12 protein-coding genes are annotated in these 11,844 nt (G+C 71.7%); 9 read left to right on the forward strand and 3 right to left on the reverse strand.

Going from position 1 to position 11,844, the window contains the following annotated elements:
* The 3 genes from ACWDSL_RS48110 to nudC all read left to right on the forward strand — a co-directional run.
* The coding region (locus ACWDSL_RS48110) for a PD-(D/E)XK nuclease family protein (RefSeq protein WP_450495416.1) at window positions 1-973 on the forward strand (973 nt) is incomplete at its 5' end.
* A 62-nt stretch (window positions 974-1,035) separates the two neighbouring features.
* A complete protein-coding gene (locus ACWDSL_RS48115; protein WP_450495418.1) occupies window positions 1,036-2,439 on the forward strand; it encodes a dipeptidase in 1,404 nt (467 codons plus the stop codon).
* A 49-nt stretch (window positions 2,440-2,488) separates the two neighbouring features.
* Window positions 2,489-3,424, forward strand: a complete 936-nt coding sequence (gene nudC / locus ACWDSL_RS48120) for an NAD(+) diphosphatase (RefSeq protein WP_450495420.1) — start codon at window positions 2,489-2,491, stop codon at window positions 3,422-3,424.
* Window positions 3,425-3,430: 6 nt separating this feature from the next.
* Here nudC and ACWDSL_RS48125 read toward each other — a convergent pair whose 3' ends face one another.
* Complete coding sequence (locus ACWDSL_RS48125; RefSeq protein WP_450495422.1) at window positions 3,431-3,673, reverse strand: mycoredoxin; 243 nt, start codon at window positions 3,671-3,673, stop codon at window positions 3,431-3,433.
* 181 nt (window positions 3,674-3,854) lie between these two features.
* Between ACWDSL_RS48125 and ACWDSL_RS48130 the strand changes: the two genes are divergently transcribed.
* From ACWDSL_RS48130 to ACWDSL_RS48145, 4 genes are all read left to right on the forward strand, one after another.
* Window positions 3,855-6,146, forward strand: a complete 2,292-nt coding sequence (locus ACWDSL_RS48130) for an ATP-dependent DNA helicase UvrD2 (protein ID WP_450495423.1) — start codon at window positions 3,855-3,857, stop codon at window positions 6,144-6,146.
* A 141-nt stretch (window positions 6,147-6,287) separates the two neighbouring features.
* Window positions 6,288-6,560, forward strand: a complete 273-nt coding sequence (locus ACWDSL_RS48135) for a hypothetical protein (RefSeq protein WP_450495424.1) — start codon at window positions 6,288-6,290, stop codon at window positions 6,558-6,560.
* A 116-nt stretch (window positions 6,561-6,676) separates the two neighbouring features.
* Window positions 6,677-7,039, forward strand: coding sequence for a WhiB family transcriptional regulator (locus ACWDSL_RS48140; protein WP_450495426.1), 363 nt, complete (start codon window positions 6,677-6,679; stop codon window positions 7,037-7,039).
* The gene (locus ACWDSL_RS48145; protein WP_450495428.1) at window positions 7,036-7,347 is read left to right on the forward strand and encodes a hypothetical protein; all 312 of its coding nucleotides are present in this window, start codon (window positions 7,036-7,038) and stop codon (window positions 7,345-7,347) included. Before ACWDSL_RS48140 ends, ACWDSL_RS48145 begins: the two co-directional genes overlap by 4 nt.
* A gap of 130 nt (window positions 7,348-7,477) precedes the next feature.
* Here ACWDSL_RS48145 and ACWDSL_RS48150 read toward each other — a convergent pair whose 3' ends face one another.
* Together ACWDSL_RS48150 and ACWDSL_RS48155 are read right to left on the reverse strand one after the other, a co-directional pair.
* Complete coding sequence (locus ACWDSL_RS48150; RefSeq protein ID WP_450495430.1) at window positions 7,478-8,983, reverse strand: ABC1 kinase family protein; 1,506 nt, start codon at window positions 8,981-8,983, stop codon at window positions 7,478-7,480.
* 75 nt (window positions 8,984-9,058) lie between these two features.
* The gene (locus tag ACWDSL_RS48155) at window positions 9,059-10,216 is read right to left on the reverse strand and encodes a ThiF family adenylyltransferase (protein WP_450495432.1); all 1,158 of its coding nucleotides are present in this window, start codon (window positions 10,214-10,216) and stop codon (window positions 9,059-9,061) included.
* 281 nt (window positions 10,217-10,497) lie between these two features.
* Between ACWDSL_RS48155 and ACWDSL_RS48160 the strand changes: the two genes are divergently transcribed.
* Entirely contained in the window at window positions 10,498-11,121 is a 624-nt protein-coding gene (locus ACWDSL_RS48160; RefSeq protein WP_450495433.1) for a M48 metallopeptidase family protein, read from the forward strand.
* 107 nt (window positions 11,122-11,228) lie between these two features.
* On the forward strand, window positions 11,229-11,844 hold a 616-nt coding region (locus tag ACWDSL_RS48165; RefSeq protein ID WP_450495435.1), incomplete at its 3' end, for a TerD family protein.

The following is an 11,844-nucleotide window of genomic DNA, read 5'->3' on the forward strand; positions in this document are numbered from 1 at the left end:
GCCGCCCGAGGACGCGTACGACGACCCGTACGACGACGCCTACCCCGAGGACCCGCACGCCGAGGACCCGCACGCCGACGAGCCGTACCCCGACGAGCCGTACCCCGAGGACCCGTACGCCGAGGACCCGTACCCCGACCCGTACGGCGCTTCGGAAACCGGCCCGCCGCGCGGCGGCCCGCCGCCCGAGGAGGCGCGGCTGGTCGCCTCCTGGGACCGGGACCTTGACGCGCTCGCGGGCGAGCTGCGGCGGGCCCGCGCCACGGTGCGGGACGTGCCGATGCCGTACATGCTCAGCGCCACGCAGCTGCTGCGGCTGGCCGCCGACCCCGACGGCTTCGCGCGGGAGCTGGCCCGCCCCATGCCGCGCCCGCCGCGCCCCGCCGCGCGCCGCGGCACCCGGTTCCACGCGTGGGTGGAGTCGCGCTTCGAGGCGCTGCCGCTTCCGTTCCTGGGCCCGGACGAACTGCCGGGCGGCGAGGACGACGAGCCGGAGATCGCGAACGAGCGGGACCTGGCCGAGCTCAAGGAGGCGTTCGCGCGCACCCCGTACGCGCATCGCACCCCCTATAGCGTCGAGGCGCCGTTCCAGCTGGCGCTGGCGGGCCGGACGATCCGGGGCCGGATCGACGCGGTGTACCGCGCGCCGCGGGCCGTGGGGGGCGGGCCGGGGGTGCGGTACGAGATCGTCGACTGGAAGACCGGCCGGTCGCGGAACGCCGACCCGCTCCAGCTGGCGGTCTACCGCCTGGCCTGGGCGGAGCAGCAGGGCCTGCCTCTGTCGGCGGTCTCCGCGGCGTTCGTCTACGTACGCGGCGGCGAGATCGTCCGCCCGGCAGCCCTGCCGGGCCGGGCGGAGCTGGAGCGCATCCTGCTCGGCGAGCCACAGGAGACGCATGAGCCCGCCGAGCCGCATGAACCCCATGAGGCACCCCATGAACCCCACGATGAACACGTGACGGAGAACACATAGCGGCAGCGGCCGTGCGCGGACCGCGGCCCTGGCACCCTCCCGGGCCGGATAGGCTCAAGTGCATGAGTAATACCCCGGACACGGACATCGCCGTCCGCGCCTACGTGGACGCTCACCGCGCCGCGTTCCTCGACGACCTCGCCGAGTGGCTGCGCATCCCGTCCGTGTCGGCCGACCCCGCCCGCGCCGACGACGTCCGGCGCAGCGCGGAGTGGCTGGCGGCGAGCCTGACCGCGACGGGGTTTCCGGTGATCGAGACATGGCCGACGGCCGGGGCGCCGGCCGTTTTCGCCGAGTGGCCGTCCGGCGACCCCGACGCCCCGACCGTGCTGGTCTACGGGCACCACGACGTCCAGCCCGCCGCCCGCGAGGACGGCTGGCACACCGAACCCTTCGAGCCGGCGGTCAGGGACGGCAGGCTGTACGCGCGCGGCGCGGCCGACGACAAGGGGCAGGTGTTCTTTCACACCCTGGGCGTACGGGCCCACCTCGCGGCGACCGGCCGTACCGCCCCCGCGGTCAACCTCAAGCTGATCGTCGAGGGCGAGGAGGAGTCCGGTTCGCCGCATTTCGCCGAGCTGATCCGAGCGCACGCCGACCGGCTCGCCTGCGACACCGTGATCGTCTCCGACACCGGCATGTGGTCCGAGGACACCCCGACCGTCTGCACCGGTATGCGCGGGCTCGCGGACTGTCAGATCGATCTTCACGGGCCTGACCAGGACATCCACTCCGGCTCGTTCGGCGGCGCGGTCCCGAACCCGGCCACCGAGGCCGCCCGGCTGGCCGCCGCCCTGCACGACGCGGACCGCCGGGTGGCGATCCCCGGCTTCTACGACGGGGTCGTGGAGCTGACCGACCGCGAGCGCGAGCTGTTCGCCGAGCTCCCCTTTGCCGAGGCTGCCTGGCTGCGCTCCGCGCACTCACACGCCACGCTCGGCGAGGCGGGCCACACCACCCTGGAGCGGATCTGGGCTCGCCCGACCGCGGAGGTCAACGGGATCGGTGGGGGCTACCAGGGGCCGGGCGGCAAGACGATCGTGCCGTCGTACGCCCAGCTGAAACTGTCCTTCCGGCTGGTGGCGGGCCAGGACGCGGACAAGGTCGAGCTGTCGGTGCGGGAGTGGGTCGCGGCCCGGATCCCGGACGGAATCCGCCATGAGATCACCTTTGGGAACGCGACCCGCCCCTGTCTGACCCCGCTGGACCACCCCGCGCTCCAGTCGCTGGCGCGGGCCATGGGACGGGCCTTCGGTACGAAGATCCGCTTCACCCGGGAGGGCGGCTCGGGCCCGGCCGCCGATCTGCAGGACGTGCTCGGCGCGCCGGTGCTGTTCCTGGGCATCTCGGTGCCCTCCGACGGCTGGCACGCGCCGAACGAGAAGGTCGAGCTCGATCTGCTCCTGAAGGGCGCCGAGACGGCCGCGTATCTGTGGGGCGAATTCGCGGAAAACCGGCCCGTGTAGCGCGTATGTATGTAAAGCACCCGTTTCTCAGGGGGAGTTGGAAGCAGCCGTGACCACCTGGACCGATCGCACCGCCGCTCAACCGATCACGCTCAGCGGCGCGAGCGGTATCGACCGTGCCGCCCACCACCGCCTGGACGAGGCGTGGCTGGCCGCGGCGTGGAGCCACCCGACGACGCGGGTCTTCGTGGTCTCCGGCGGTCAGGCGCTGGTCGACGACGCGCCGGACGGGCGCACCGAACTCGTGATGACCCCGTCCTTCGAGGCCCCGCCCACCGAGACCCACCGCTATTTCCTGGGCACCGACGACGACGGGGTGCGCTATTTCGCGCTCCAGAAGGACGCGCTGCCGGGCCGGATGGACCAGTCGGCGCGCCCCGCGGGGCTGCGAGAGGCGGGCGCCCTGCTGTCGCCGCGGGACGCCGGGCTGCTGGTGCACGCGGTGGCGCTGGAGAACTGGCAGCGGCTGCACCGCTTCTGCTCGCGCTGCGGCGAGCGCACGGTGATCGCGGCAGCGGGACATATCCGCCGCTGCCCGGCCTGCGGGGCCGAGCACTACCCGCGGACCGACCCGGCCGTGATCATGCTGGTGACCGACGATCAGGACCGGGCGCTGCTGGGCCGCCAGATGCACTGGCCCGAGGGGCGCTTCTCGACGCTCGCGGGCTTTGTCGAGCCGGGCGAGTCGATCGAGCAGGCCGTGGTCCGCGAGGTGGCGGAGGAGGCGGGCGTCACGGTCGGCGAGGTCGAGTATGTGGCCAGCCAGCCGTGGCCGTTCCCGTCCAGCCTGATGCTGGGCTTCATGGCGCGCGCGACCTCCTCCCGGATCCAGGTGGACGGGGAGGAGATCCACGAGGCGCGCTGGTTCTCGCGGGACGAGCTGCGGGCCGCGTTCAAGTCCGGCGAGGTGCTTCCGCCCTCGGGGATCTCGATCGCGGCCCGTCTGATCGAACTCTGGTACGGGGAGCCACTGCCCCGAGCCTGAGCGAGCTCAGACTCCGACCTTCGCCTTGACCTGGGCGAGGGAGGGATTGGTGAGGGTCGAACCGTCGGGGAAGAGAACGGTGGGCACTGTCTGGTTGCCGCCGTTCGCCTTCTCGACGAAGGCTGCCGACTCCGGGTCCAGCTCGATGTTGACCTCGGTGTACGCGATTCCCTCGCGGTCCATCTGGCCCTTCAGCCGGCGGCAGTAGCCGCACCAGGTGGTGCTGTACATCGTCACAGTGCCGGACATCGGTCTTGTTCTCCTTGCGGCTCGGCGTGATGGCAGTGGTGGAACGTCTGCCCGCCCCGACGCATTCCCGCGCCCGGTCCAGCGGGCCGATGAGAAATCTGACAAGCGGATGAGATGCCCAAATGGGCACGGCTGTGGACAACCGTCCCGGCGGTCTCAGCGGACCTGGCAGCATGGCGGGGTGACAGCAGCAACGCCCTCCCCCCTCTTCCCGCGAGTCTCCACGCCGGCCGAGTACGCGGCGGTTCCGCGCGACGCCGACGCGGTGCTCGAAGGGCTCGACCCGGAGCAGCGCGAGGTGGCCACGGCCCTGCACGGCCCGGTGTGCGTGCTGGCCGGGGCCGGGACGGGCAAGACCCGTGCCATCACCCACCGGATCGCCTATGGGGTGCGGGCGGGCGTCTTCCAGCCCGCGAGTGTGCTCGCCGTCACCTTCACCAACCGCGCGGCGGGGGAGATGCGCGGGCGGCTGCGGCAGCTGGGCGCGGGCGGGGTGCAGGCGCGCACCTTCCACTCGGCCGCGCTGCGCCAGCTGCAGTATTTCTGGCCCAAGGCGGTGGGCGGCGAGGTGCCGCGGCTGCTCGAGCGCAAGGTGCAGCTGGTCGCGGAGGCCGCGGCGCGCTGCCGGGTCCGGCTGGACCGCAATGAGCTGCGGGATGTGACGGGGGAGATCGAGTGGTCGAAGGTCACCCAGACCGTGCCCGAGGACTATCCGGCCGCGGCTGCCAAGTCCGGCCGGGAAGCCCCGCGCGACGCCGCCGAGATCGCCCGGATCTACGCCATGTACGAGCAGCTCAAGCGCGAGCGCGGGGTGATCGACTTCGAGGATGTGCTGCTGCTGACGGTCGGGGTGCTCCAGGAGCGGCATGACATCGCCGACCAGGTGCGCCGCCAGTACCAGCACTTTGTGGTCGACGAGTACCAGGACGTCAGCCCGCTGCAGCAGCGGCTGCTCGAGCTGTGGCTCGGCGACCGGGAGACCCTGTGCGTGGTCGGCGACGCCAGCCAGACCATTTACTCCTTCACCGGCGCCACCCCCGACCATCTGCTGAACTTCCGCACCCGGCACCCGGGTGCGACGGTCGTCAAGCTGGTCCGCGACTACCGCTCCACCCCCCAGGTCGTCCACTTGGCCAACGGGGTGCTGGCCCAGGCCCGGGGCCGGGCGGCCGATCACCGCCTGGAGCTGGTCTCGCAGCGTGAGCCGGGGCCCGACCCGGTCTATACGGCCTACGCGGACGAGCCGGCCGAGGCCGAGGGGGTGGCCCGCCGGATCCGTGAGCTGATCACCCCCGTGGAGCGGGGCGGCGGTGGGGTCCCGGCGAGCGAGGTCGCGATCCTCTACCGGGTCAACGCGCAGTCGGAGGTCTATGAGCAGGCGCTGGCCGACGCCCAGGTGCCCTACCAGCTGCGCGGCGCCGAGCGGTTCTTCGAGCGCCCCGAGGTGCGCGAGGCCGGGCTGCTGCTGCGCGGCGCGGCCCGCGCGGGAAACGCCGACCCCGCGCTGACGGACGCGGATATCCCCTCCCAGGTGCGGGCCGTGCTCGGCACCCGCGGCTGGACGCCGGAGCCTCCGGCCGGGTCGGGCGCGGTCCGTGACCGCTGGGAGTCCCTGGCGGCGCTGGTGCGGCTCGCCGAGCAGTTCTGCGCGAGCCGGTTGGCGTCGGGCCGGCAGGTCACCCTGGCCGATCTGGTGGCGGAGCTCGACGAGCGGGCGGCGGCCCAGCACGCCCCGACCGTCGAAGGTGTGACGCTTGCCTCACTGCACGCCGCCAAGGGCCTGGAGTGGGACGCGGTCTTTCTGGTCGGGCTCACCGAGGGCATGGTGCCCATCACCTATGCCAAGACCGATCCGCAGGTGGAGGAGGAGCGTCGGCTGCTCTATGTCGGGGTCACCCGTGCCCGCCGCCATCTGGCCCTCTCGTGGGCCCTCTCGCGCTCTCCCGGAGGCCGTGCGAACCGCCGCCCCAGCCGTTTTCTCAACGGGCTGCGTCCCGGCTCAGCGGCCCCCGCCCCCCGCACGCCGGGCGGGGCCGGCGGTATCGAGCGCGGCAGCGGCGGAGCGATCGCCCCGGTCCGCAAGCGGCGCGGCTCGGTGCACTGCCGGGTGTGCGGCAGGACGCTGACGGACGCGGGCGAGATGAAGCTGAGGCGCTGTGAGGACTGCCCCTCGGAGCTGGACGAGGCACTGTACGAGCGGCTGCGGGACTGGCGGGCCGAGCAGGCCGGGCAGCTGGGCCAGCCCGCCTACTGCGTCTTCACCGACAAGACACTGCTGGCGATTGCCGAGGCCGTACCGGGAACCGAAGGGGAGCTGTCGGGCATCCCTGGAGTGGGGAGGCGGAAGCTCGACAAGTTCGGCGCCGACGTCCTCGCGCTCTGCTCCGGGCGGGAACTCACCCGGGCGGAGGGGATCGACGGGACCAGTGGAAGCGGTTCCGAAGAACCCGCGCGAAACTCGACGGAAAAATAGTTTGCGCGCGCGGAGCGCATACCCATAGCCTTCCGAGCACGGAGACAAGGGCCCTTCCGGGATCCGAGGAATCCGTGTTGTACTGAACAAGCCGGACCGGTTTCGAGTCGGTCCCTGAGACGCCGAGAGGAGGCGAGCCCAATGATCAGCTTCATGAACACCATCAAAATGACCGATCGTTCGGTCGTCGCCACCTGCCTGCTCGGCTTCGAGCTGCCTGGCACCGGTGTGTCCGCCGGCGCCAGTGAAGCACGTCTCAGCGAGCGACCGATCCAGGCACCTGCGGTAGCAGCAACGGCACAGGCAATTGCCTATGCCTTCGCGGCCAATGGTGCCGGATCCCGGAAGACGCAGCAGCAGCACCACCAGAAGTGGGCCCTCCGCGGGCTTGGACCCTGGAGTTATCCAGCCTGATCCACGATCAGGTCGGCACCTTCCAGGGCCGCGGAACCCACACCGGGATCCGCGGCCCTTTTGATTTGCCAGCGTCCGGCCACCAGCCGGACCGAAAAGACGAGGAACTGACGACCGTGCAACTCAAGGCACACACGCCGTCCGTAGCTACCGACCTGATCGCCCCGCCTGACCCTTCGGAGGACTCCTTGACGCCGCTCACCGCCCTCACCGAGTTGGATGAGGCCATCGAGAACCTCGGTGTAGCCGTTCCGTGCCGCTCCTACGACCCGGAGGTCTTCTTCGCCGAGTCGCCGGCCGACGTCGAGTACGCCAAGTCGCTCTGCCAGACCTGTCCGCTGCGGGAGGCCTGCCTCGCCGGGGCCAAGGACCGCCGTGAGCCCTGGGGCGTGTGGGGCGGGGAGCTCTTCGTCCAGGGGGTCGTCGTCGCCCGGAAGCGGCCGCGTGGTCGCCCGCGCAAGAACCCGGTCATGGCATGAACACCACCGGAACGATCGATCGCCCCGCGACGCACGACCCGATGAAACAGGTCCCGACGATGACGCCGTCCGTCTTTGACGCCCCAGCCCGTAACACCTCCGGTGCGACCGAGTCGCGCCAGAACAGGACCCGTGAGATGCAACTCATCCCAGAAGCCCTGGCCCGTGCGCATATGCAGGAACGACTGCGCGAGGCCGAGTCTCAACGCAGCGCCGTCAGGCTGGCCGCCGCCCGGCGGATGCAGCGCCGTGCGGAGCGCGCCTCGCTCCGCGCCCGCCGCGCTCTGGCCATGGCGGTCATGCAGTAAGCGGCAACAGCAAGCGGCTGCAGGGGGACAGCCGCAATAGCGGGGGGATGCCGCAATAACAGGGGGATGCCAGGGGCCGGTCCGATCGGACCGGCCCCTTCGGCTGCCCGCTCACGCGTCAGGCAGAACGTCAGGCAGAAGCCTCGGCCGTCTTCTCAGGCGCCTTTTTGACGGCTTCCACGGTTTCCACGGCTTCCATGACCTCGGCAGCCGCTCCGTCCGGCTCTTCGGTTCCGTCGGCCTCGGCTTCGGTTTCTGCTTCCGGCGCTTCTTGTGCTTCGTCTGCTTCGTTCTCGTATCGCTCGGCGAAGCCGGGCACCCAGTCCTCGAGCTCATTGCGCAGCCGCACTTCCGCGCCCAGCTGGCACAGCACCCCTATCGTGCTCAGGCAGACCCGATGTATCAGCAGATAGGAGGGCGGCAGATTGAGCTGGTTGCCCAGCTCGTAGACCGGCGAGCGGCGATCCGCCACCCGCGCCGCCTGGCGGCGCAGCCACTGCCGGTCGAAGGTGAACTCGTCCACCTGGGCCGGCTCCAGCATCGGCAGCAGGAAGTCCAGCAGCGCGTCCGGGTCGAGCTCGATGGTCGGCTTGACGAACCCCTCGCCCCGCAACAGCTCATATACCCCCTGTGCGTCGCCCTCCAGCGTCATCCGCAGCGCGATACCGATCGGCTCGGGAAGCCCTTCGGGCAGCCGGTCCATCGAACCGAAGTCCAAGACCCCCAGCTTCCACTTCTCCGCCGGTCCCTCCGGGGCGTCACCGGTCAGCAGCCGGAAGTTGCCCGGGTGCGGGTCGGCGTGGAGCAGCCCGGTGCGGAAGGCGCCCGAGAACAGAAAGCGCGCGAGCAACTGTCCGGCCCGGTCCCGCTGCTCGGGGGTGCCGTCGGCTATCACCTCGGAGAGCGGTATCCCCTCCATCCACTCGGTGATCAGCACCTGATCGCCGTGGTGCACCACCTGCGGGACCAGCACATCCGGATCGTCGGCGTACTCCTCCGCATGGATGCGCTGGGCCTCGGCCTCCAGTTCGTAGTCCAGCTCCTCCGACACCCGGTCGCGCAGCTCGGCGATGAGCGGCTTGATGTCCAGGCCCGGCACCAGCGGCCCCAACACTCGGGCAAATCGACTCAATTGGTTCAGATCGGAGAGCAGTGCCTCACCCGCCCCCGGATACTGCACCTTGACCGCGACCTCGCGCCCGTCGTGCCACACCGCCCGGTGCACCTGCCCGATCGAGGCCGCCGCCGCGGGCTTGTCGTCGAACTCGGCGAACAGCTCGCGCCACTCGGGCCCCAGCCGCTGCTCCAGCGCCGTGTGGACCGTGCGGGTCGGCATGGGCGGCGCCGCCTCCTGGAGCTTGGTCAGCGCTGCCCGGTAAGGCCGGGCGATCTCCTCCGGCAGCGCCGACTCGAAGACCGACATCGCCTGGCCGAGCTTCATCGCCCCGCCCTTGAGCTCCCCGAGCACCTTGAACATCTGCTCGGCCGTGCGCTGCTGCACCTCGCGCGCGACGATCTCCGCAGGTCGTCCCCCTATCCGCTTTCCGAGCCCCCACGTGGCGCGCCCGGCGAATCCCAAGGGCAGCGCCGCCAGTTTGGCGGTACGGGTGATCGCCTTGCGCGGCAGATCTGACATGCGCCCCTCCAACTACAGCTGAGCCATTCCCGGGGGTGACCCCCGGACCCCCGTCGCCCACTTGGCGGACGTCGGTCACCCGGACATTGTCGCGTGCGGCGGTTCGACAACCGAGGCATATACCGCATCAGTCCGTCCGGCCGCACCACAGCCGCATTCCGCATGCGGCTCGATCCGCCGGGTGTCCCAGGTGAGAGTCGGCAGCGCCGCCTCCAGCCGGGCTCCGGCACTGGCCGGCAGCCGCCCGTCCAGAAACCCCAGCGCATGCACGGCAGTGACCCCCGCGACCACTGTGGCCAACGCGGTGTCGCAGGCCCAGGTGGGCCGGCGGCGGCCGGACCGCCACTGCGCGAGCATCCTCGGCCAGGCCGGCTCCCGCTCGGTGCGCCCCATGGCGGCACATCCGGCGCACGGTGTGATCCCCGGCAATACGAGTGGCCCCACCACCCCCGTCGCCTCCAGGACTCCCGCATACAGATGAGGCGTACCCGACGCCAACAGCGGCTCGGCCTCGGCCGGATCCGGAGCGTATGCCGCGAGCCCGTCGCGCGGGGCGATCACCACAAGGGTCAGCCCCGGCTCGCCGGAGGGCGCCGACCTCGCTGCCGCCCCCGACGCCGACCCCGCCGCCGACCGGCGCGGTCGCGGACCCGGCGCCGCCTGCCGCACCAGGCCCCGCGCGGCCGCGTCCCGTCGCTCCCCGATCCGCTCGGCCGGCAGCCCACCGGGCGTCACATCCCAAGGCTCGACACAGCCGCCGTCCACCACATCGACCTGCCCGACCCCTGAGGCCGACAACAGCGCCGCCACAGCCGCCCCGACCCGGCCCGCGCCCCTCACCTGCACCCGCATCGCGCCCCGCGCCGCCAACAGCCGCGCCGCGGCCCCCGGCGCGGGACACAGCACCGACAGCGCCGCCAGATCGGGCCGCAGCCGGTCGAGCGCGGCGCCGCGGCGCCAGGCCGTGGCCGCCCACTCGCCGCCCTCCACCGGATCGTCCAGCAGACCGGCCGCCGTCAGCCGCTCCACCAGCTCGTCGGCCCGCCCTTCCGGCAGCCCCAAGGCCCTGGCCTCCTGCCGGAGCAGCGGCAGCCCGCGCGTCCCGTCCAGCAGCTCCAGAAAGCTGCCCGTCGCCGTATCCACCGGCCCCAGCACCACCGCATGGGCCCGGGCCACCCCGAACTGCACGGTGTCCCGGCTCCGCCAGCCGCGCCGCAGCGCGGGCTTGAGCATCGGATGCGCCGTACTTGCCGCCGCCCCCGCCGCCCCCGTCGCCCTCGCCCTGGCCGTCCTCGTCCTCGCCGTCCCCGCCCTGGTCATCTCCGCCCCCGTCATCGGATCCCCCTCGTCGTCGCCGAACTGCCCCCAGCATGCGCGACCCCGTCACACCGCCGCCGAAAGTTATCCACAGCTGCTGGCGATAGTCGTACAAGCTGTGAACACCGTGGAGTGGTTCGCCCCGCGACCCGGTGCGCGGCGGGACTTCCCCGGCTGCCAGCGGGTAACGTCAAGGGGTGTCCGCCGACCGTTCCCCCCGCTTCGCCGGGGAGACCCCATCGCACAGCGCCGCCAGAACCTCACGCGGCGCCCAGGGCCCACAGAGCCGGGGCCCGGGCGCGGCCGATGTCGAGGTCCGCCGGAGCACACGGCGGCGCAGAACGGTCTCGGCCTACCGCGAGGGGGACCGCACCGTCGTCCTGATCCCCGCCCGTATGTCCGAGGCGGAGGAACAGCGCTGGGTGGGGGTCATGCTCGACAAGCTCGCCGCGCAGGAGAGCAAGCGGATGCTCGGCGACGCGGAGCTCGCGGATCGCGCCGAGTGGCTGTCCGAGCAGTATCTGGGCGGGCGGGCGCGCCCGGCCGGCGTTCGCTGGGTCACCAACCAGAACACCCGCTGGGGGTCGTGCACCCCGTCCGAGGGCAGCATCCGCCTCTCGCACCGCCTCCAGGGCATGCCGGAGTACGTGGTGGACTATGTCCTCGTCCACGAACTCGCCCATCTGCTGGTGCCCGGCCACGGCGAGCGCTTCTGGCGGCTGTTGGAGTCGTATCCGCGGACCGAGCGGGCGCGCGGATACCTGGAAGGCGTGGTGGCTGCCGGACGGCTGCCGCACCTCCCCTCGGCCCCGCCGGAGTAGTCACTGGAACCACACCTCGCTCCCCGGCGTCGCTCCTTCTCAGCGGCAGCGGTTAGCCTGGCGCGCAATGCAATCTCCGCTATCGGGATGGGGGACGGTCGTTACGTATGGCCAGGGAATTCCAACGCGGCCACAAGGCCAAGCTCAGTGATCTGACGGCGGGGAGGGACCTGTACGTCGGCGTGCAGATCGCCGGGCCCGGTCTGACCTTCGACATCAGCTGCTTCGGCCTCGACGCGGACGAGCGGCTCTCGGACGACCGCTACTTCATTTTCTTCAACCAGCCCAAGTCCCCCGAGGAAGCGATTCAGCAGCTCGGGCCGCAGGCCGGGGACGCCGAGTCGTTCCGTGTCACCCTCGACAGCATCCCGTCGAATATCCACAAGCTCGCCTTCACCGCCACCATCGACGGCGCGGGCCAGATGTCCCAGGTCGGCCCTGGTTACATCCGGGTCGTCGCGGGCGGCGAGGAGGTGGTCCGGTACTCCTTCACCGGGGCGGAGTTCAGCACCGAGCGCGCCGTGATGCTGGGCGACTTCTACCTCAAGGACGTATGGCGGTTCGCCGCGGTCGGCCAGGGCTTCGACGGCGGTCTTGACGCGCTGCTGAAGAACTTCGGCGGTGAGGTCGCGGAGGAGGAGCCCGCCCCCGCCCCGGCCCAGGGCGCGGCCCCCGGCTTCGCGCCGCCCGGCCAGGCTGCCCCCGCCCCGGGCTTCGGGCCCC

The sequence above is a fragment of the Streptomyces sp. NPDC000941 genome, from assembly GCF_053599555.1.